Origin of the sequence: Marinobacter sp. MIT930201 (assembly GCF_047122665.1) — a bacterium.
Taxonomy (GTDB): domain Bacteria; phylum Pseudomonadota; class Gammaproteobacteria; order Pseudomonadales; family Oleiphilaceae; genus Marinobacter; species Marinobacter salarius.
Window position 1 is genome coordinate 3,103,849 of record NZ_CP138916.1, and the last position, 21,174, is coordinate 3,125,022.

At 57.3% G+C, this 21,174-nt stretch carries 18 protein-coding genes; 10 read left to right on the plus strand and 8 right to left on the minus strand.

Annotated elements, in window-relative coordinates; all coding sequences use genetic code 11:
• Positions 1 to 18: 18 nt before the first annotated feature.
• The gene (locus tag SIC19_RS14165) at positions 19 to 645 is read left to right on the plus strand and encodes a TetR family transcriptional regulator (RefSeq protein ID WP_036208900.1); all 627 of its coding nucleotides are present in this window, start codon (positions 19 to 21) and stop codon (positions 643 to 645) included.
• 19 nt (positions 646 to 664) lie between these two features.
• Here the strand turns inward: SIC19_RS14165 and SIC19_RS14170 are convergent, their stop codons facing one another.
• On the minus strand, positions 665 to 1,258 hold the full coding sequence (locus SIC19_RS14170) for an HD domain-containing protein (RefSeq protein WP_127401840.1): 594 nt from the start codon (positions 1,256 to 1,258) through the stop codon (positions 665 to 667).
• Between the two features lie 13 nt (positions 1,259 to 1,271).
• A complete protein-coding gene (locus tag SIC19_RS14175) occupies positions 1,272 to 2,042 on the minus strand; it encodes a class II aldolase/adducin family protein (protein ID WP_007153342.1) in 771 nt (256 codons plus the stop codon).
• Between the two features lie 110 nt (positions 2,043 to 2,152).
• Here SIC19_RS14175 and SIC19_RS14180 point away from each other — a divergent pair, with 110 nt between their 5' ends.
• Positions 2,153 to 2,845 (plus strand): Crp/Fnr family transcriptional regulator, encoded by a 693-nt coding sequence (locus SIC19_RS14180; protein ID WP_075194420.1) that lies wholly within the window; start codon positions 2,153 to 2,155, stop codon positions 2,843 to 2,845.
• Positions 2,846 to 2,871: 26 nt separating this feature from the next.
• On the opposite strand, the gene SIC19_RS14185 is transcribed toward SIC19_RS14180, so the two are convergent.
• On the minus strand, positions 2,872 to 4,329 hold the full coding sequence (locus SIC19_RS14185) for a WS/DGAT/MGAT family O-acyltransferase (RefSeq protein ID WP_127401839.1): 1,458 nt from the start codon (positions 4,327 to 4,329) through the stop codon (positions 2,872 to 2,874).
• 267 nt (positions 4,330 to 4,596) lie between these two features.
• Between SIC19_RS14185 and SIC19_RS14190 the strand changes: the two genes are divergently transcribed.
• The 4 genes from SIC19_RS14190 to SIC19_RS14205 all read left to right on the plus strand — a co-directional run bounded on the left by SIC19_RS14190 (position 4,597) and on the right by SIC19_RS14205 (position 8,763).
• Positions 4,597 to 5,508, plus strand: a complete 912-nt coding sequence (locus SIC19_RS14190; RefSeq protein WP_127401838.1) for a bile acid:sodium symporter family protein — start codon at positions 4,597 to 4,599, stop codon at positions 5,506 to 5,508.
• Positions 5,509 to 5,572: 64 nt separating this feature from the next.
• Positions 5,573 to 5,953: a CidA/LrgA family protein gene (locus tag SIC19_RS14195; RefSeq protein WP_075194425.1), complete on the plus strand. Its 381-nt coding sequence runs from the start codon at positions 5,573 to 5,575 to the stop codon at positions 5,951 to 5,953.
• Positions 5,946 to 6,671 (plus strand): LrgB family protein, encoded by a 726-nt coding sequence (locus SIC19_RS14200; protein ID WP_036208912.1) that lies wholly within the window; start codon positions 5,946 to 5,948, stop codon positions 6,669 to 6,671. Before SIC19_RS14195 ends, SIC19_RS14200 begins: the two co-directional genes overlap by 8 nt.
• A gap of 19 nt (positions 6,672 to 6,690) precedes the next feature.
• Positions 6,691 to 8,763: a TonB-dependent receptor family protein gene (locus SIC19_RS14205; protein ID WP_228712262.1), complete on the plus strand. Its 2,073-nt coding sequence runs from the start codon at positions 6,691 to 6,693 to the stop codon at positions 8,761 to 8,763.
• Between the two features lie 16 nt (positions 8,764 to 8,779).
• Here the strand turns inward: SIC19_RS14205 and SIC19_RS14210 are convergent, their stop codons facing one another.
• The 4 genes from SIC19_RS14210 to tmpT all read right to left on the minus strand — a co-directional run bounded on the left by SIC19_RS14210 (position 8,780) and on the right by tmpT (position 14,462).
• Positions 8,780 to 10,327 (minus strand): SpoVR family protein, encoded by a 1,548-nt coding sequence (locus SIC19_RS14210; protein WP_127401837.1) that lies wholly within the window; start codon positions 10,325 to 10,327, stop codon positions 8,780 to 8,782.
• Positions 10,324 to 11,613: a YeaH/YhbH family protein gene (locus SIC19_RS14215; RefSeq protein WP_208855183.1), complete on the minus strand. Its 1,290-nt coding sequence runs from the start codon at positions 11,611 to 11,613 to the stop codon at positions 10,324 to 10,326. The genes SIC19_RS14210 and SIC19_RS14215 overlap by 4 nt, the downstream gene beginning before the upstream one ends.
• Positions 11,614 to 11,652: 39 nt before the next feature.
• Entirely contained in the window at positions 11,653 to 13,575 is a 1,923-nt protein-coding gene (locus tag SIC19_RS14220) for a PrkA family serine protein kinase (RefSeq protein WP_127401836.1), read from the minus strand.
• A 233-nt stretch (positions 13,576 to 13,808) separates the two neighbouring features.
• Positions 13,809 to 14,462 (minus strand): thiopurine S-methyltransferase, encoded by a 654-nt coding sequence (gene tmpT, locus SIC19_RS14225; protein ID WP_036208925.1) that lies wholly within the window; start codon positions 14,460 to 14,462, stop codon positions 13,809 to 13,811.
• 97 nt (positions 14,463 to 14,559) lie between these two features.
• Here tmpT and SIC19_RS14230 point away from each other — a divergent pair, with 97 nt between their 5' ends.
• The 4 genes from SIC19_RS14230 to SIC19_RS14245 all read left to right on the plus strand — a co-directional run bounded on the left by SIC19_RS14230 (position 14,560) and on the right by SIC19_RS14245 (position 20,045).
• Complete coding sequence (locus SIC19_RS14230) at positions 14,560 to 15,495, plus strand: D-2-hydroxyacid dehydrogenase (protein ID WP_036208928.1); 936 nt, start codon at positions 14,560 to 14,562, stop codon at positions 15,493 to 15,495.
• 162 nt (positions 15,496 to 15,657) lie between these two features.
• Positions 15,658 to 16,875: a maltose/maltodextrin ABC transporter substrate-binding protein MalE gene (malE, locus tag SIC19_RS14235; RefSeq protein ID WP_036208930.1), complete on the plus strand. Its 1,218-nt coding sequence runs from the start codon at positions 15,658 to 15,660 to the stop codon at positions 16,873 to 16,875.
• Positions 16,876 to 16,886: 11 nt separating this feature from the next.
• Positions 16,887 to 18,623 carry a methyl-accepting chemotaxis protein gene (locus SIC19_RS14240; RefSeq protein WP_036208933.1) on the plus strand — a complete coding sequence of 579 codons (1,737 nt, stop codon included), beginning with the start codon at positions 16,887 to 16,889 and terminating at the stop codon, positions 18,621 to 18,623.
• 99 nt (positions 18,624 to 18,722) lie between these two features.
• On the plus strand, positions 18,723 to 20,045 hold the full coding sequence (locus tag SIC19_RS14245; protein ID WP_041334063.1) for a YihY/virulence factor BrkB family protein: 1,323 nt from the start codon (positions 18,723 to 18,725) through the stop codon (positions 20,043 to 20,045).
• On the opposite strand, the gene SIC19_RS14250 is transcribed toward SIC19_RS14245, so the two are convergent.
• On the minus strand, positions 20,042 to 21,082 hold the full coding sequence (locus SIC19_RS14250; protein WP_036208938.1) for an HDOD domain-containing protein: 1,041 nt from the start codon (positions 21,080 to 21,082) through the stop codon (positions 20,042 to 20,044). The genes SIC19_RS14245 and SIC19_RS14250 overlap by 4 nt on opposite strands.
• Between the last annotated feature and the right edge of the window lie 92 nt (positions 21,083 to 21,174).

A 21,174-nucleotide genomic window follows, 5' to 3' on the forward strand; every position in this document is an offset into this window, starting at 1 on the left:
ATGAGCTAGTTCCAGGCGATGGCAGAAAAACAACGACGTAAGCCGGGTGAAACCCGCGAGAAACTGATGAACGCGGCATTGGCCCTGGTGGGAAAGGGGCGGCATTTTGCCAGCCTGGGCATCCGCGAAGTCACCCGACAGGCAGGCGTGGTGCCGACGTCTTTTTACCGGCACTTCCGCAACATGGATGACCTTGGGCTGCAGTTGGTGGACGAATTGGGGCTGGTGCTTCGACGGATGATGCGCGAGGCGCGGGCGAACGTATTGCAGGCGGACAAACTGATCGACGAATCAGTCGGTATTTTTATCTCCCATGCCCGCAATAATCGCAGCTTTTTCATGTTTATGGCCCAGGGGCTGGCGGGGGAGAGCCGGGCGGTACAGGAAGGCATCCGCAGCGAAATGCGTTATTTTGCCAGCGAACTGGCCAATGATCTTCGGCGTCTGAAAGTGGCGGATCACCTGAGCGATGCCGACCTGGATATGACCTGCGACCTGGTGGTGCGCAGTGTGGCCTTCAGCCTGACGGACATCCTGGGGATTTCTCCCGACGACGACTATCAGGAAGAACAGGTGCGGCAGCGAACCGCACGCTTTCTACAGCTGATATTTGTGGGCGCAGCCAACTGGAAGAGTCAGTCCTGAGCCCACGTTGTGTTCCGGGTCACATGACGCTTTCGGCCTCCTTGTAGAGGGATCGCACAGGCTGAGCGAACACCCGTTGCACCATGGGCTCGAAGTAGGAAAGCGGTAGCGTTTCCGCATCAGGGTCGAACGCGGGTGAGTCATACTTGTGAACAAACTCGATGGTGCGTTCGAAGTGTGGATGGTCCCGGTACTGGTCTCTCATATCCCGGTTCATACCGAGATAGTGAAAGAAAAAGTAGCCCTGAAAGATGGCGTGGTGTTTTACCATCCAGTAATTAGCGTCGCTGACGAACGGTTCCAGTAGCACTGCGGCGACATCCGCATGGTTGTAGGTGCCCAGGGTGTCACCGATGTCGTGTAGCAGAGCGCAAACCACATACTCGTCGTCCTTCCCGTCCCGGTGTGCCAGGGTAGCCGTTTGCAGGCAGTGCGTCAGCCGGTCAACCGGAAAACCACCAAAGTCGCCCTCCAGCATTTTGAGGTGCGATAGAATTCGATCTGGCAGGCCTTTGGCGAATTCCCCGAAAGACGACGCGATGACCTGCCAGTCTTCGGCCTTGCCGTCTTTCATATGAGTAAACGTGGCCTGGTTCTTTGTCGGTTGGTTCATACTGTTCTCCCCCTTATTCCCGGAAACTGGCATCAATGCGGTCGAGCTTGCGTAGCAGGCCCGGCCAGGCCAGCTTGCCGCCCAGGCCTTTGGTCACCTGATCCGCCTGTTGCCGGATGGTATCCACAATGCCGGCAGGAATTGGCGTCAGTGGGCGATCGCCCGACAGTGCCCTGATCTGAATCTGACAGGACGTTTGCAGTATGTACATGGCCAGGAAGGCATCGGGAATACTGGAGCCGGTGGTCAGCAGGCCGTGGTTGCGAAGAATCATGAAATTGGTATTACCGAGATCCTTTTGCAGGCGGGCCTTCTCGTCTTCCCTTAGCGCCACACCTTCATAGTCGTGATACGACAGGCTCGCCAGTGCAAACAGGCTCTGCTGGGATAGCGGCAGCAGGCCCTCCTGTTGGGCGGATACAGCAATACCGTCGGTGGTGTGCAAATGCATGACGCAGGCGGCATCGTCCCTGACCTGGTGGATGGCGCTATGGATGGTAAAACCCGCGGGATTGATATCGAAGTCGTCGGGGTTGATCTTGTTGGCGTCCTGATCCACTCGCACCAGGCTGGAGGCTGTAATTTCCTCGAACATCATACCGTATGGATTAATAAGGAAGTGGTGCTCGTCACCGGGTATCCGTGCGGAGATATGGGTGAATACCAGATCGTCCCAGCCGTATAGGGCGACCAGACGATAGGCCGCGGCGAGATCGACTCGGAGCTGCCATTCCTCCTTGCTGACCTGATCTCTTTTTGACGGAATTGAAAGTTGTTCGGACATGGTGCGGCCTCTCAAATCGGGTGTTCTTGTTGTGGTGAGTGTTTAGCCATTCATTGAGTGTAGGTGCGAGTGATCGGCGAAGACTGTCAAATCGTTTACAATTCTTTCCCATGAAGAATATCAAGACTGTCCTTGCCCGCTGCCCTTTATTCTCCGGCTTTTCAGAGTCGGCGATTGATGACCTGGAAGGTATCGCACGGATTCGCCGTTTTGAGGCTAACGAACTCATCTACAGTAAAGGTTCGGCAATATCGACCCTCAACATCATTGCCAGCGGGGTGGTTCGCATCAGTTCTGTGAACCCTGCAGGTCGGGAAGCCACCCTGATCATGTTCAGCGCGGGTACCTGGTTCGGAGATTCGGTGTTTTCTCCCGGGATGCGACGGGTATACGGCGCTACTGCCCACGAGGCCGTAACGCTGATAGAAATACCGGGCGAGGCATTTCGCGAACTCATGGCGACATACCCGGAAAGCTACCCGGTTATTCTTGATATGGTCAGCCGGCGGCTATGGGCCGCTATGTCCATTATTGAGGATGATGCACTACGAGGTGTTGCCGCCAGGATAGGGCGACGACTGTTGTTTCTGGCGGAAATCCAGGGCAATGGCGACGTCGGCACTGACCCGGTCACGATCTGGATCACCCGCGAGCACATTGCCAATATGATGGGCATGACCCGCCAGGGCGTGCATAAGTGGATTAAAGACTTTGAGCGTTCAGGGCTGCTGGAGCTGGCTTACGGCCGGATCGTATTACCGGATCCGACCGCATTGCAGCGACACCTGGAGACCATTGAGTAACTCTCTCCACGGGCACCGGAGCCCTGTTAGCTCTTTTCCGCAGTCTTTTTGCGAGGCGCCTTTCGAGCGTTGGATTTGGTCTGATTTGGTGGTGGCGAAACCAGGCTTTCCAGTTCATCCAAAGCCTCACCGGTGTAGACCGCCAGCTTCTGCATACTGGGCAACGTATCGCGGCAGCCCGTGAAACCGAAGTTGAGCGAGCCGGCGTAGCTCAGGCAAGTAATGTTGAGCGCACCGCCGTGGGCAATAAGCGAAACCGGGTACATCGCCTCCAGTCGTGCTCCTTCATAGTAAAGGGTTTCCCCTGGCCCTGGCACGTTGGAGATGGTCACGTTGAACACCGGGCGCATTCGCCCGCCCAGGCCTGACATCAACTGCAGGATGTAGGGCGACATCAGTAGCATGGTGTATTGGGTCAGGGCTTTACGCGGCAGTTTCTGAAGGTGCTGTTTGGCCCTGCGGGTAGAGTGTTTGATGTTCTTCAGCCGCTCGAGGGGATCGGCTTCGTCGGTCGCCAGTGAGGCAATCATGAAGCTGATCTGGGTGCCCGTGCCCTGATCATCGGAGGGGCGGATATTCACCGGAATTCCGGCGGTGAGTGGCGTATCCGGCAAACCATCCTGTTCAACAAGAAAGCGGCGCAGGGCAGTGCCACAGAGGTAGAGCACAATGTCGTTCAGGGAGCCGTTGGATGCCTGGGCGACCTGTTTGATCCGTTCGAGCTGGTAGTGCTGAGTGGCAAACCGCCGCTGACCGGTGACCCGGTGATTGAGGGCGGAAACCGGGCCGGCAAAGGGCGCGGTCAGCCCCTCTTCCGGGTGCCGTGCGGACTGGATCAGGCGGTTCATCGCATTCCAGAGCCTCGGCGCCATGTCGGCCTGAATCCTCAGGGCTTCCATGGCCTGGGACAGGGCGGCTGAAATGCTGGCTTCGGAATCTGTCTTGCTGCCCCGTGTCCGCTCCGGGCGTACCGACCATGGCGGCAGCATATTAATCTCACCGGGGTCCTTGCTGAGCACTCGCTGCATCAGTCGAACACCGCTTATGCCATCAATCATGGAGTGATGCATCTTGGTGTAGAGGGCAAAACGGTTGTTCTCCAGGCCCTCGATAATGTGGCATTCCCACAGCGGGCGGGAAAAATCCAGCGGGTTGGAATGCAGCCTGGATACCAGGATGCCAAGTTCCCGTTCACTGCCGGGGCGCGGCAACGCCGAGTGTCGAACGTGGTAGTCGAGATCCAGCTTCTTGTCGATCTTCCAGGACGGGGCGACCAGGCGGCCCAGGAACCCCGAAAAGGCGAGCTTGTAGCACCAGGGCGGCGCTACATCGGCATCGGCTTTCATGCGGGCGAGCATGTCTCTTAGAAACGTCTCCGGAGCATCTTCCGGTAGTGAAAAAATCTGCAGGTTGCCGACGTGCATCGGGGTGTCTTCCGATTCCACCGCCAACCAGGAAGCGTCCAGTGTGCCCAGGCGTTTCATTGATCGTCCTCTTGCTTTATGAAGCTGCCAAACTGCACTGAATCTGATGCGTTTGGATTCGTATAGTTGTTGTTCGAAAGTATACGCAACAACCGGGACAATCACACGAACAAGCAGGTTGAAAGGTTCAGGTTTTTGCGCGCAATCCCATTCCTGTCCTTCCTGCAATTACATGTTGTTGCGAATCCACATTCACTCTTTTTCGGTGGCTTATGCTATTTTCACTAGCTGGCTAATCTAATCACAACAACAATCCTTGGAGGCTTTGTGGAATCGAGTCCACTGATCTCTGCGGGGCTGCCGATTGCCCTGTTTATTATCATGATCGGTATAGGTATGACCCTGACGGTCAGGGACTTCCGCCAAGTGGCTGTGTATCCAAAAGGGATGGTGGTGGGTACCGTTGCCCAGATACTGCTCATGCCCATGGTGGCCTTTGCCATTGCCTCCATGCTCGACCTGTCATCGGCCATTGCCGTGGGGCTGGTGATCATTGCGGCCTGTCCGGGCGGCACTACCTCCAACCTGTTCGTGTTGCTGTCCCGGGGGAACATTGCCCTGTCGATCGTGTTGACGGTCACGGCCAGTCTTATAACCATCGTGACTCTGCCGTTGTTCACCAACTATGCGCTTCAACTCTATGCCGGCACGGAGGAGTCCATCACGCTGCCGGTGGGAAGAACGGTAGGCATGCTGGTGGGGATTGTCCTGTTTCCTGTGGCGATTGGGATGATCTTCCGTACCCGGGCACCAGAGCTCTCACGCCGTGCTGAAAGCGCAGTCAGCGTGTTCGGGGGTGTGGTTCTGGCGTTGCTGGTTGTCGGTCTGATCTGGGGCGTGCGCGACCAGATCTGGGACCTGCTGCGACAGGCCGGCCCGGCAACCCTCCTGTTGAACATTGCCGGTATATTCCTGGGGCTCCTGGCGGGCCGCGTCGTGGGCCTGACCCAGCGCGAATCCATTGCAGTTGCCGTGGAGCTGGGCATCAAAAACAGCACCATTGCCCTGTTGGTAACGCTGACGCTGCTGGAGTCCAGCACCATGTCGATTCCCGCGGCGGTATACGGCGTGCTGATGTTCCCGATCGGTTTCCTGCTGGCGGCCTATGGCCGGAAAGTGATTCCCGCGACTACCATCACGACCACCACCCCGCCGCGCACAGAGACCAAGGCCGGGTAGGCAAGGGGCCGCTTAGTGGCTATGCTCCTGACTTGGGCCGTTTTTTCTGTCGGGAGCTGCCACCATGAATTTTCTCAACGGAATAACCCTGCTGCTGGTGTATCAGTTGGTAGGGGAAGTCACTGTTCGTCTTCTCTCTCTGCCGATTCCAGGGCCCGTGCTGGGTATGGTGATGTTGTTCCTGACGCTGATGATTCGGGGCGCCACGCCAGAGCCACTTGAGAACGCTTCCAGCGCATTGCTCAGCCATCTGTCGCTACTGTTCGTGCCGGCGGGTGTTGGCATGATGAGTCATTTTAGCCGGATTGCGGATGAGTGGCTGCCGATCACGCTGGCCCTGTTTCTCTCCACTATTATCACCATGGTCGCCACCGCCGGCATTATGCAGGTAACCTCGCGATGGTTTGCCCGACCCGAAAATGCGGGAGGGCAGCGGGATGAATGAGCCGGTCATTCGTGATATCTGGGTTTATCTTTCAACGTCGCCGTTGCTTGGCCTGACCATTACGCTGGTGGCCTATGGCCTTGCCTATCGGCTCTATCTCAAGTCCAACTCCAGCCCCCTGGCCAATCCGGTGGTTACCTCAGTGGCGATGCTGATTGCCCTGTTGATGCTCACTGGTACCTCCTACGAGGAGTACTTCGAAGGCGGGCAGTTCGTTCACTTCCTGTTGGGGCCTGCCACGGTGGCGCTGGCGGTTCCCCTTTACCAGCAGTTTTCCCGGCTGCGCCAACTCTGGTTGCCGGTATCCATTTCCCTGGTGTGTGGTGTTGTGATTGCAGCGGGCAGCTCCATTGGGCTTGCCTGGCTTCTTGGCGGCTCCACTGAGATTCAGGTGTCCCTGGCGCCCAAATCCGCCACGGCGCCGGTTGCCATGGGGATCTCCGAAACCATCGGCGGCATTCCGTCCCTGACCGCCGTTCTGGTGGTGGCCACTGGTATTGTCGGTGCGGTGCTCGGTACCAAACTGTTTGAATGGATGCGTATCACCGACGACAGTGTGAAAGGCATCGCCATGGGTGTGGCGGCCCATGGCATTGGCACAGCACGGGCATTTCAGGTCAGTTCCCAGATGGGCGCTTTTTCGGGGCTGGCGATGGCGCTGTCGGCGTTTGCGACGGCATTGATTGTGCCCTGGTTGGTGGATTTACTCGGTATTTAACCCGGCAGCAGGAGGTAAAGTGGTCATTATCAGAATGTTGATCGTGGTCTTTTCGGCGCTGATATTCGCTGGAACATGGGGCACCGCCAATGCGCAGCAAAGCGTGGAGTCGCAAGACAATGTCATCAAGGTGACGTCGCCCCGCCTTGAGAGAGACCTCTACGAGACCCCCGCTGCGGTGTCCGTGACCAATGCCCCGGACATCCAGGAGGGCCAGCAGAGGCTGCAACTGGACGAGTCCCTGGATACTGTCCCTGGCCTGTTCTTCCAGAACCGCTACAACTTCGCCCAGAATCTGCGGCTGTCCACCCGTGGTTTTGGTGCCCGGGCGCCATTCGGCATTCGCGGCATTCGTATACAGGTGGATGGCATCCCCTACACGTTGCCCGATGGGCAGTCTCAGATTGATGCGGTGGACCTGGACTCGGCACAGCGCATTGAAGTGATTCGCGGGCCGTCGTCGGTTCAGTACGGTAACGCCTCCGGTGGGGTGATCGACATTACCACGGCCCGTGGAGACGAAATGCCGCCGGGCGCGCGCCTAAGTCAGGATGTGGGAAGCAACGACTATTACAAAACCACGTTCCAGGCCAACGGAAGTGAGGGGGCGACGAGTGGCATCGCAACTGCGTCCTGGCTTAACTACAACGGTTACCGCGATCAGAGCCAGGTTGAGAAAGGCCTTTTCAATGGGCGGGTGTCTCATGGTTGGGGAGCCGGGCAGCGTTTAACGGCCACCTTCAATGCCTTGCACACGCCAAAAGCAGAAGACCCCGCCGGCCTGACAGCGAGCCAAGTGGAACAGGATCGCCGCCAGGCGACGGCCAATGCCGAACGGCTCGACGCCGGCCAGGACGTTGACCAGCAGACGCTTGGGTTGCTGTATGAAACCGCCGAGATGGGTACTGGGGACCTGGCCGTTAGTACCTTTTTTACGCACCGTGATTTTGCCCAGCAACTGCCGTTTCCCGGCCCCAGCCGAATTGCCTACGACCGGCAGTTCTACGGCGTCAGTACGGATTACCAGCAGGGCAGCGAGGTAGCGGGCCTTCCGCTGACCTGGGTGGTGGGCGTTGACCTTCATCGCCAGGTTGATGAACGCCGGCGCTATTCGGTGTCGTTTAACGGTGATGTCACCGGACAAACCCAGGACGAAACCCAGAACGGCACTACCGCCGCGGTGTTTGCCCAGGGTGACCTGGCATTGACGGAGCGCCTGAACGTGTCTCTGGGCACCCGGTTTGATCGCCTGCGGCTGTCGGTGGATGACCACAGGATCAGTGACGGAGACGATTCCGGCAGCCGCACCTATCGGGAATTCAGTGGTTTTGCAGGAGTCAGCTATCGGTTGGCGCCACGCCAGCAGTTCTACGCCACGGTGGGCACGGCCTTTGAAGCACCCACCTTCACGGAGTTTGCCAATCCCGACGGCAGCGGTGGCTTCAATCCAGACATTGAGCCCCAGCAGGCGCTTAACCGGGAAGTCGGTATACGCGGCAGCCTGGGGCAGGGGGTCCGTTATGACCTGGCACTGTTCTCCATCCGGGTGGACGACGAAATCCTGCCCTATGAGATCAATAACCGTACCTTTTACGAAAACGCCGGCCGCACGGAACGGAATGGGGTAGAGCTCGGCCTGAAGTGGGATATCTCCTATACCTGGCGGGTAACCAGTGCCGTGACCCTCGCGGACTACACGCTTAAGGACTTTACCGACGAGCAGGGCAATGACGCCGATGGCAATCGCCTGCCGGGGTTACCGCAGGAGCAATGGGTTACGGAAGTGGAGTGGCGTGGTGACGGGCAACGGTTTGCTGCCCTGGAGTGGCAGTACGTGGGTGACCTGTACGCTGAGAACAGCAACCAAACCAGGGTCAGCGATTACTGGCTGCTGGGGATTCGGGCCGGTGACAGCGTTCGCGTGGGCAGTCAAAAATTCAGCGTCTACGGCGGTATCCGCAATCTTCTGGATGAGGACTACTTCAGCAATATCCGCATTAATGCCAACGTGGACAGGCCCATAGAAGACCGGGGCTACTATGAGCCTGCGCCCGGCAGAACCTTTTATGCCGGGCTGGAGTGGGCATTCTGATGATCAATGGCCGCGACTAATCCGCGTCATCCAGCTCCCGTTGCGGGCAGTGGCATTCTTCCATGACCACGCCGTTTTCGACGCTTTCCAGGTGGACATCAAAGCCCCACAAACGATGCACGTGGCGAAGAACCTCGTCAGTGTCGTCGCCAAGTGGAACCCGGTCGACGGGAATATGCCGCAGGGTGAGTGAACGATCCCCCCTGACATCCACGTTCCATACCTGAATATTCGGTTCTCGGTAGCTCAGGTTGTATTGCCGTGCCAGCTTTTCGCGCAGGTTACGGTAGCCCGGGTCATCGTGAATGGCGGTGATCCGATAGACGTCCTCTTCGTCATCGTTCTGAATGGCAAAGAATTTCAAATCTCTCATCACCTTTGGAGACAGGAACTGCTGGATAAAGCTTTCGTCCTTGAAATTCTTCATGGCGAAGTGCAGGGTTTCCAACCAGTCAGAACCGGCAAAGTCCGGAAACCACTCGCGGTCCTCGTCGGTGGGATTCTCACAGATCCGACGCAGATCGGTAAACATCGAAAAACCCAGGGTGTAGGGGTTGATGCCCGAATACCAGGGGCTGTCAAAAGGCGGTTGGTAAACCACGGCCGTATGACTTTGCAGGAACTCCATCATGAAACCGTCGTTCACCAAGCCCTTGTCGTACATTCTGTGTAGCAGGGTGTAGTGCCAGAAGGTGGCCCAGCCCTCGTTCATGACCTGGGTCTGGCGTTGTGGGTAGAAGTATTGGCCCAGTTTGCGAACGATACGGATGATTTCCCGCTGCCAGGTTTCCAGCAGCGGTGCATTCTTTTCGATGAAGTAGAGAATGTTCTCTTGCGGTTCTTCCGGATAGCGCTGCTTGCGCTTGACGGGGTCGTCGTCCTCGCCCATCTTCGGAATGGTACGCCACAGGTCATTCAGCCTGCGTTGCTGGTACTCTTCCCGTTCTTTTTGCCGGCGTGCCTCCTCTGCCGCAGAGATCGGCGCCGGGCGCTTGTAGCGGTCGACCCCGTAGTTCATCAGGGCATGGCAGGAGTCCAGGATTTCCTCCACGGCATCCAGCCCGTAGCGTTCCTCACATTCCGATACGTAGTGACGGGCAAACACCAGATAATCGATGATTGCGCTGGCATCCGTCCAGGTGCGGAACAGATAATTCCCTTTGAAGAAAGAGTTGTGGCCATAGGACGCATGAGCAATCACCAACGCCTGCATGGGCAGGGTGTTTTCCTCCATCAGGTAGGCAATGCAGGGATCGGAGTTGATCACGATCTCGTAGGCAAGGCCCATCTGCCCCCGCTGATACCCTTTTGAGGTAGACAGGAACTGCTTGCCGAAGGACCAGTGGTGGTAGCCCACGGGCATGCCGACGGAGCTGTAGGCGTCCATCATCTGTTCGGCGCTGATCACCTCCACCTGGTTGGGGTAGGTGTCGAGGCCGAACTCTGCCGCGCATTTGGCGATTTCCTTGTCGTATTTCTCGATCAGCGGGAAGGTCCACTCGGAACTGGTGGATATGGGTTCCCGGGTTTTCGGCTCGTTGGGTCTGTCGATGGTGTCAGTCATGCGGCTTTCCTCTCGAACAGCTGGCGGAAGACCGGATAAATTTCACCAGGATCGGCAATCTGCTGCAGCGCGAAGCTCTGCGGGAACCGCTCCTGAATCTTCTCGTATTCGTACCACAGCATCTGGTGATCCTGGGGCGTGATCTCCACATAGGCGTAGTACTGCACCAAAGGCAGGATGCTGTCGGCCAGCAACTTGCTGCAGATGGGAGAGTCATCGTTCCAGTTGTCACCGTCCGAAGCCTGGGCGGCATAGATGTTCCACTCCGCAGGGGAGTAGCGGGACTCGATGATCTTGTGCATCAGTTTCAGAGCACTGGATACGATCGTGCCGCCGGTTTCCCGGGAGTAGAAGAACTCTTCCTCGTCCACTTCCTTGGCGCTGGTGTGGTGGCGGATGAAGACCACTTCGATCTTCTTGTAGTTCTTCTTCAGGAACAGATACAGCAGAATAAAGAAGCGTTTGGCGATGTCCTTGTGCATCTGGGTCATCGACCCGGACACATCCATCAGGCAAAACATCACGGCGCTGGTGGCCGGTTGTGGCTTCTTGATGTGCTGGCGGTAACGCAGGTCAATCTCGTCAATGAACGGAATGCGCCGGACATTGGCCTTGAGATCGGCAATTTCATCCTCCAGGGCTTTGATCTGGTCCTCGTGGCTGAACGCCGGGTCCAGATCCTCCGGTGCACTTCTCAGTGCGGCCAGCTCTTCCTCCATTCGGCGGATTTTCTTGCGGCGCGCGCCACCGAGGCCAAGGCGTCGGGCATGGGCGCCCCGCAATGAGCGAACCACGTCCAGCTTGGCGGGGATGCCCTGGGTTGAAAAACCGGAGCGAACGTATTTGAACGCCTCGGTGTCTTTCAGTTTTTTACGGGCGAGATTGGGAAGCTCCAGATCATCAAACAGAAAGTCGAGGAACTCTTCCTGGGTGATCTGGAAGGCGAACTCATCCATGCCTTCGCCATCCGGGCTGGCCTGGCCTTGTCCCTGGCCTCCGCCGCCACCTCCCGGAGGTTTGGGCACAGTGTCACCGGTGACGAACTCCTTGTTGCCCGGATGCACCATCTCCCGTTTGCCGCCCTGGCCATGGTGGAAAATCGGTTCGTCAGTATCCCTGGACGGAATACTGACATTCTCGCCACGCTCAATATCCGTAATGGAGCGCCGATGAACCGCGTCCGCCACGGCCTTCTTGATATGATGGCGGTAACGGCGCAGGAAACGTTCCCGGTTTACCGCGCTCTTGTTCTTGCCGTTCAGTCGCCGGTCGACTACGTGAGTCATACCCATAGTTTCACTCCAGTTCAGCGTATGAAGGCTGACTTATTGAGACTTACGAACCCGCAGGTACCATTCCGCAAGGAGACGGACCTGTTTCTCCGTGTAGCCTCGATCGACCATACGTTCGACGAACTGCTTGTGCTTGTTCTGATCCTCCTGGCTGGCCTTCGGATTGAAGGAAATAACCGGCAGCAGGTCCTCGGTATTGGAGAACATTTTCTTCTCGATCACGCTGCGCAGTTTTTCGTAGCTGAGCCAGGACGGGTTGCGACCCTGGTTGTTCGCCCGTGCCCGCAACACGAAATTGACCACCTCGTTACGGAAGTCTTTCGGGTTACTGATGCCGGCCGGTTTCTCGATTTTCTCCAGTTCGTCGTTAATGGACGAGCGGTCGAGAATTTCTCCGGTTTCCGGATCACGGTATTCCTGATCCTGAATCCAGAAGTCGGCATAGGTGACGTAGCGATCGAACAGGTTCTGGCCGTATTCGCTGTAGCTTTCGAGGTAAGCCGTCTGGATTTCCTTGCCAATAAACTCAACGTAGTGAGGCGCCAGGAACTCCTTGATAAACCGCAGGTAGCGGTCGTGGGTCTCGGCCTGGAATTGTTCCTGCTCGATCTGTTTTTCCAGCACATAGAGCAGATGAACCGGGTTTGCGGCTATTTCCGTGGTGTCGAAGTTGAAGACCTTGGACAGAATCTTGAATGCGAAACGGGTGGACAGTCCGTCCATACCCTCGTTTACGCCGGCTGTATCCCGGTATTCCTGAATCGATTTAGCTTTCGGGTCGGTGTCCTTGATGTTCTGGCCATCGTAAACCCGCATCTTGGAAAAGATACTGGAGTTTTCCGGCTCTTTGAGCCGCGACAGGATGGAGAACTGCGCCAGCATATCCAGGGTGTCCGGTGCGCAGGGGGCGCCGGAGAGGGAACTGTCGCGCAGCAATTTGCGATAGATATCAATCTCTTCCGTCACCCGCAGGCAGTAGGGCACCTTGACGATGTATACCCGGTCAAGGAAGGCCTCATTGTGCTTGTTGTTACGGAAGGTCTGCCACTCGGACTCGTTGGAGTGGGCCAGGATAATACCGTCGAACGGCACGGAGCCCATGCCTTCGGTGGTGTTGTAGTTGCCTTCCTGGGTGGCGGTGAGCAACGGATGCAGCACCTTGATGGGCGCCTTGAACATTTCCACGAATTCCATCAGGCCCTGGTTGGCCTTGCACAGGCCGCCGCTGAAGCTGTAGGCGTCCGGGTCATCCTGGGAGAAGTCTTCCAGCATGCGGATATTCACCTTGCCTACGAGGGCGGAGATGTCCTGGTTATTGTCATCACCCGGCTCGGTCTTGGATACACCCACCTGGTCCAGTACCGACGGGTACATCTTGACCACACGGAACTGACTGATGTCGCCGCCATACTCGTGCAGGCGTTTTACCGCCCAGGGCGACATGATGGACTTGAGGTAGCGGGGCGGGATGCCGTATTCCTCTTCCAGAATGCTGGCATCCTCGGCTGGATCGAACAGGCCTAGTGGCGACTCGTTAACGGGTGACCCTTTGATCGCATAAAAGGGCACTTTCTGCATCAGTGACTTGAGTTTTTCAGCGAGCGAGGACTTGCCGCCACCGACGGGGCCGAGCAGGTAGAGGATCTGTTTCTTCTCTTCCAGGCCCTGGGCAGCGTGGCGGAAGAAGGAGACAATGTTTTCCACGGCTTCTTCCATGCCATAGAACTCGGAGAATTCCGGGTAACGCTTGATCACCTTGTTGGAAAAGATACGTGACAGCCGGGAGTCACGGGATGTGTCGATATGTTCCGGCTCGCCAATGGCCAGTAACATCCTCTCTGCGGCAGTGGCGTATGCCGCCGGGTCCTTTTTGCAGATCTCCAGGTATTCCTCAAGAGTGTATTCTTCTTCTTGAGTTGCTTCATACCGGTCTTTGAAATGCTGCATTATGCTCATAGATGGCCCCTCGCTTGCTCTCTTGCCATGAAAAGACAGCTTTTAGTTCACACAATATCCCCGTTGCTGTTGGGTCCGCCGCTCCAGGCGGTCGTTATGGTTATGGGTGGAAGTAAAGGGAGTAACAGACCGATTTACGCTGACGCGTTTATGTCGGTCTTGTTACTGTGAGCTTAGTTCAAGCTTCGGGACTTGGACAGGCGTAAAAGCGTTAAGGTTCATTAAATTGTGTATCAGCGCTTGCTGAGACGGAACACACTCTCCGTCGCGCCAGCAAGCCCTTTACGCTTGGTAAAAGGGTGATCTTTTGCCAGCGTATTGGTGAGTATATGTTCGATCTCGTAATCAGCGGAGTATAGTTTCAGTACTTCTTCGTCACTGACATTGAACGGCGGGCCCTTGATGTCGGTGTCGTAGTCCAGGGTGATCAGAAGTATGCGGGTGCCATCCGGAATCACGGCGGTCAGGTGGTCGACATAATCCTGGCGCATGTGGGGTGGCAGGGCGATCAGGGCAGCACGATCGTACACCAGCCGGACGTGCTTCAGGTCCTCCGGCACCAACTGGAAAAAGTCGCCGCACCAAAGCTGGAGATCGTCGTGGGCAAATTTGGTGAAGGGTTCACCCGGGTGAACCTTCGCTTTCTCCTGGCCCTCTTCGAAGAAGTCCTTGCAGGCAACGTCACTCAATTCCACGCCGATGACAGCGTGGCCGCGGTCATGGAGCCACCACATGTCATGGGCCTTTCCGCACAGGGGAACGAGCACGGTACCGGTGCCATTGCCGGCGAGCTCTGGCCAGTGGTCATGGAGGTACTGATTGACGGTGCCTTCGTGGAAGCCGATTTCTTTCTTGGCCCAGCGTTCGTGCCAGAACTGATGTTCCATGAGTGTTCCCCTTTTCGCCAATTGGAGGTTTCGCTCAGTCTAACTTAATCTGGGGCTCTGTTGGTCGGCCAAAAACTTCATGAATAAGGAACGACGAATGAAAGCCGTATTTCTGGATGCAGACACACTGGGTAACGATGTGGACCTCTCGCCGATTGAGGCAGTGACCGGGGAAATGGTCAAACATCCGCGAACGTCCCCCGAGCAGGTGCAGGAGCGCATACGGGGGTTCGACACGGTATTGGTGAATAAGGTTGTGCTGTCGCGGGAGCACTTCGAGGCCTGCCCGGAGCTAAAGACGGTTGCGGTGGTGGCGACGGGGCTGAACAACATTGATAAGGACGCGGCGAAAGACCACAGCGTAACGGTGATGAACGTGACCAACTATGGCCGCTCCACCGTGGCGCAGCACACCATGGCGTTGATTCTCGCGCTGGCCACGCGCTTGGTGGATTACGACAAGGACGTGCGGGCCGGGCGCTGGGGGCAAAGCTCGATGTTCTGCCTGATGGATCATCCCATCATGGAACTGGAAGGGCGCACGCTGGGGGTTGTTGGCTATGGCGACCTTGGGCAGGGCGTTGTGGAGCGCGCAAAGGCGTTTGGGATGAATATTGTGCTTGGCGCAAGGCCCGGACAGGCAACTGGTGAGGTGGATGGTTACCCCCGGATTCCCCTGGATGAGCTGCTGCCCAAAGTGGATGTGCTGTCGCTTCACTGCCTGCTGACGGACGACACCCGGAATATGATAGGCGCCCGCGAACTGAAGATGATGAAAAAGGAGGCGCTGCTGATCAATACCAGCCGTGGCGGCCTGGTGGACGAGCAGGCGCTTGCGGATGCCCTGCGGGCGGGGACTATTGGCGGTGCCGGCTTTGATGTGCTGACGGAGGAGCCGCCCCGAAATGGCAATGCGTTGCTGGCGGATGATATTCCCAACCTGATTGTGACGCCACATTCGGCCTGGGCGAGTCGGGAAGCGCGGCAACGGATCGTCGATATTACGGCGCGTAATCTGTCTTCGCTGGTCTGATTTTCTGACGGTTTTCCCGGGTACGCCCCCTCACTCCCCCCTGAAAAGTTCGCAGCCGTATGACGCGGCTGCGGTTCTTCCCCGCCTAAACTCCCTGTGAAATGCCCCCGATAGGGGCATGCGTTTCACCAACGCTCAAACAATAACAACAGGGCGATACCTATGATCAGACCTCTCCTGGCTCTTATGCTTTCCTGTGTTTTCTTTTCTGCACCGGCATTCTCCTTTGAACGCGGTGAATTGCTTATCTGGATCAACTCCGACAAGGGGTATGAAGGGCTGGCTGAGGTTGGCCGACGCTTCGAAGCCGAAACCGGCATTCCTGTGACCGTGGAGACGCCGGACGATCTCACCTCCGAGTACGACCATTATGGCTATTCCTCCAAGGCGCCCGATATCGTGATCTGGCCCCATGATCGTTTTGGAAGCTGGATCAATGAGGGCCACCTGCGCCCCATCGAGCCGTCCGAGCAGGTGCGTGAGGCTATTGCACCCTTTGCCTGGCAGGCGGTTTCCGTGGGCGATCGGGTGTATGGCTACCCAATCGCCATGGAAGTGGTCAGTCTGCTCTACAACAAGGATTTGGTCTCAACACCGCCCGCCACTCTGAAAGGCGTGAAAGCTGAGCATCAACGACTGAGCGCACAGGGTATTGAGGCCATCTCCTGGGACTACAAGAATGTGTATTTTTCCTGGCCAGTGTTCGCCGGATCCGGTGGGTACAGTTTCGGCCTGGAAAACCAGGTTTACGACCTCTCCGATGTTGGTGTGGACACAGATGGCGCTGTCGGTGCCGTGGCAGGCATAAAAGACTTGCTGGATTCCGGTGTGCTGTCGGCAGATGCGGATTACGGCACCATGATGGACGGCTTCAAGGCCGGTCAGACTGCGATGATCATTAACGGTCCCTGGGCCTGGAGTGAGATACGGGACGCCGGTATAAACGTGGGCATAGCCGACGTGCCCACTGTCAGCGGTGAACCTGGAAAACCCTTTGTGGGCGTGCTGGCCGCGGGGATCAGCGCGGTATCCACCAACCATGAACTGGCCCGTCAGTTCATGGAGGACTATCTGCTGACCGAATCCGGCCTGCACGCCGTGAATGACGACAAGCCCCTTGGCGCCGTGGCCCATCTGGAAGTGGTGAAAACCCTCAGCGAAGACCCGTTTATTGACCATACCTTCCGCTCCGCCAGTCGTGGGGAAATCATGCCCAACATTCCTGAGATGAAACGCTTCTGGGATCTGATGACCATCCGCTTTGACGGCATGCTGGCCGATGATTACCCCATAGCGTCCACGCTCAAGGAGGCTGCAGGTCGGCTTGAAAGGCTGGATGACATGCGGGGCTGGACACGCCGGCATTACGTTACGAACTGAGTGAGCTCGCTATGGCATTCCCCCGATTAGAATTGACCATCCGTTCCCGGGTGATCCTGTTGTTTACCCTGTTGATTGGCCTGTCCGTTGCGTCATCGGCCCTGGTTTACCAGCGCATAGCCGGCATTGGTGACAGTGTTGATCAGCAGGCACGCGGCATCGCCGGCCAAATGGTTGCCATTGATGAGCAGTCCGAACTCATTGACCAGCAAAGGGCGTTGGGCAAGCTGTCCGAACGCGTTACGGTCGCCCAGCAACATATGGGTGCGATGCAGTATTGGTATTTTCACGCCGCTCTAAATGCGGACATGGAGTCCCTGGACAAGGCTCAAGCCGCCTCCGAACAGTTGGTGGACGAACTGGCTGCCATGGTGGCGGCCGATAGCAGCCTGCAGGCGGAGATCGCGGAAATGACAGAAACCGTGGAGCAGTACCGCACGCTCGGCGAAAAAATGTTCGAGTTCTTTGAAAAGTCCATGATGCTGATGGGGCGTTCGATGGCGGAGGTCGCCCGGGAACAGGCCGTTAGTCTCACGGCTAGCCTCAACGATATCCGCAGCGGCTACCAGCAACGGGAGGCCGTACTCACCGGGGGCGTGTTGGAAGCCGGAGAGACAGTCAGACGTGCCAGTGATCAGGTCGCCATAAGTGGCGGTGCTATTCGACACGAAATTGATCGGGCTGGATCGGTCAGCCTGATAATGGCTGGCGCGCTCGTTATCTCGGCATTGTTGCTGGGCACGCTGTTCCTGCGTTCACTGCTTCGTCCGGTGCGCAGGTTGGGGCAGCGTATTGGCGAAATACAGGCCGACAATGACCTGCGGGGCAGCCTCGAGTACCGCAAGAACGATGAATTAAGCGTGATCACCCGCGCCTTTGATCAGATGCTGGCGCGATTTGGCGGTCTGATCGGTCATGTCGCTGCCTCCACCAATGAATTGGGGGATATGGCGGCTCAGGGACGGGAAAGCAGTCAGAGTCTTGCCGACCAGGTTGGACGCCAGCAACAGGAAACCAGTCTGGTGGCGACAGCTGCAAACGAAGTTACTGTCACTGCGGAAGAAGTCCGGAAGAGTGCCAACCACGCGGCATGCCTTGCCGATGAGGTTGGTGGATTGACGCACAGTGGCGGTCAATCGGCGGATGAAGCCGTTGCCGCCATGGCTAGGCTGGAAACACGAGTGGAAGCCGTGGCCGAAACCATCGCCGGGCTGGCCAGCCAAAGCCAGTCTATCGGCCAGGTCGTGGATGTAATCCGGGGCATTTCGGAGAAAACCAACCTGCTGGCATTGAACGCTGCCATTGAAGCGGCCAGGGCCGGTGAAATGGGCCGGGGGTTTGCCATTGTGGCCGACGAAGTGCGGGGTCTGGCCAGCCAGACGGCGAACTCGACCGGGCAGATAGACGATCTCGTGTCATCGTTGCAGGCACAATCCCGTGATGCCGTTGAAGCGGTGGAGGCGGGGCGGGAGGAGAGCCGTACAACCGTCCAGCGCATCCGGCAATGCAGCGAGAGCCTGGGGCTGATCGATGAGAAGGCGGGCGAGATGCGTTTGCTCAACCAACAGGTCGCCCAGGCTGCGGCTGAGCAGAGCGAGGCTGTCAGCAAAATCGACGAAAACCTGATCAACCTCAAGCGCCAGATTGAAGACATTTCAGACAATGCCCGCGATACCGGAAGCATGACCGATTCCCTCGCGTCACTGAGCGAAGTGCTGAGAGGAAATATCAGCCAGTTCCGATACTGAGCCGAAACCGCTAGTAAAAGCCACACAATACGCCATACTTTGTTGTGATTTGGTATCTGACTGATAATCTGTACAAAACACTGGCAAACAGGACGTTGTGTGGCTTCATTTCAATTCAAAGATCGGCTTCAGTCTGCGGAAACCTGGATTCTCGCCAATCCCAATCCACCGCAACACTGGCCATGGACCTGGCTTTATAAAACCGGGCGTACCGCCTATGCGCTGGTGCGGGACGTCGTTAGTGGCAACCTGACGCTTCATGCCATGAGCCTGGTGTATACCACCTTGCTGAGTATTGTGCCGTTGCTGGCCTTGAGCTTTTCGGTGCTCAAGGCGCTGGGCGTACACCAGCGTATGGAACCCTTCCTGTTCCAGTTCTTTCGGCCCATGGGCCCCCAGGGCGTCGAGATTGCCGAGCAGATTCTGGGCTTCGTGGATAACATGAAAGTGGGTGTGCTCGGCTCGGTCGGCCTGGCACTGCTGGTTTATACCGTGGTGTCACTGGTGCAGAAGATCGAGCGTTCTTTCAACATGATCTGGCGGGTGCCGGACATGCGCTCGATGGCCCAGCGCTTCAGTAATTATCTCAGCGTTATCATGGTGGGGCCGTTGTTGATGGTGTCGGCCATCGGTATCAGTGCCACCATTTTCTCGTCGGCGTTCGTGCAGGCGCTGATGGAAATCGAACCGCTCGGCTCCATGATTGTCTTCGCCACCCGCTTTACCCCATTCATGCTGGTGGTCGGGGCGTTCACCTTCGTATACGTGTTCATTCCCAACACCCGGGTGAAGCTTCGCTATGCGTTCATCGGTGGACTGGTGGCAGGTATATCCTGGCAGGCGGCGGGTATGCTGTTTGCGTCGTTTGTCGCCGGTTCCGCCAAGTACGCTGCCATCTATTCCAGTTTCGCAATCGGCATCATCCTGTTGATCTGGGTGTACCTCAACTGGATGATTCTGCTGCTGGGGTCCAGCATTGCCTTCTATCTCCAGAACCCGGGCTCGGTGGCCAAACGCCGCCAGGTGCGGTTGTCGCCGGAACTTCTGGAAAAAACCGGGCTGGCGTTGATGTGGCTGGTGGCGAAACCCTTCAGCGAGGGCCGGCCGGCACCGCAGCAGGAAGCGGTTGAGCAGCAACTCAGGGTGCCGGGGGAGGTGACCCGTGGTATCAGCGACAAGCTGATCCGCGCCAGACTGCTGACATTGGCCGGTCGCAACGGCGATTGCCTGGCCCCGGGCCAGTCCCTCGAGAGGATCACCGTTGGCAGCGTGCTGGAAGCCATACGTCGTGATGAGGATCGGGTTGCTGACCGTTTACCTTATGCCGTGCCGAGCCATCTGATGGAACGCCCTCCGGAGCACGAATCGGTGTCCTTCGCCGAACTGCTGAAGCAGGAAGGGGGTTACGGAGAAAAAACCTAGGCGCGGGTTTTTGCACCCGCTTCCAGGGTATCGAGGATCACCTTGCGTACCCGCGTAAACTGCTCCCTCGAGATGTTAGTAATACGCAATACGTCGTCTTCCGGCATATTGCGCTGGTGGGCATGGCGTAACACCTCCCGGGTGCCGATAATAATACCGTCGTTCAGCGGGGTGTGTTGCTGCCTCGGCGCCGGCCGCTCCGCCGCCAGAAGCTGGGCGTGGTATTTAGGCGGCAGCCCCCATTCATTGGCCAGTAGTTGTGACGTGGCCCACTGGTAGCGGGAAAGGGCGATGTGGATCAGCGAGGGTGGCGGTTCCGCCAGCCCGGATTCCGTCCTGCAGACGCGCTGCAACTCCCTTCGTAGTGTGATGTAAGAGAGTGCTGGCAGTAGGCCTGCCATGAAATAGACGCTGCTATCCTGGCCCTGAATCTTCGCAATCAACTCCGCACTACGGGCACAGGTGAGCCCCCAGCGCCATACCCGTTGTGCAAAGAGTGCTTCCCGACTGTTCCTGGCCGCCATCATCGGCCGCATGATGGCGGCGGAAATAACGTTGCGAATACCGTCCATACCCAGAACAAAGACCGCCTGGTCCACCGAGTCGATGGACTGGTCGCCGGTGCGGAAGTAAGGGCTGTTGGCAATTTGCAGTAGTTGGTCGGTCAACGCGGGGTCATTGAGGATGATCTCCGTCAGTTGGTTACGGCCTGTATTGGCATCGGAGAGTGCCCGCATCAGCATCGGCAGGGTCATGGGTTGGCGCGGTAATTCGTCCAGTTCACTATTGGCGATTCGCCAGCGCAGTTTTTCCAGCACTTCATCCCATTGCCCGGTTTCTGAGCGCAGCGTGGCAGGGGGTGAGTCAAGCAGCCAGCAAAACAGACGTTCTTCCAATTTGTCGATCAGGGCCGGGTCTATGTCCGGGCTGTCGTTTGTTGAAACAACCGGGTTGAGCAGGCGGGATTCAGGTGCTGTTGCGGTTGTTGGTTTGTCGGACGAGAAAAGTCCTGAAATCCAGGAAATAAAGCCTGGCATCCGATGCCTCCGGGAAAAGAATAGTCGCCGGGAAATACATACCCGTACACCGCGAGTATAGAATGAGCTAGCGGCTATGCACAGTATAACAG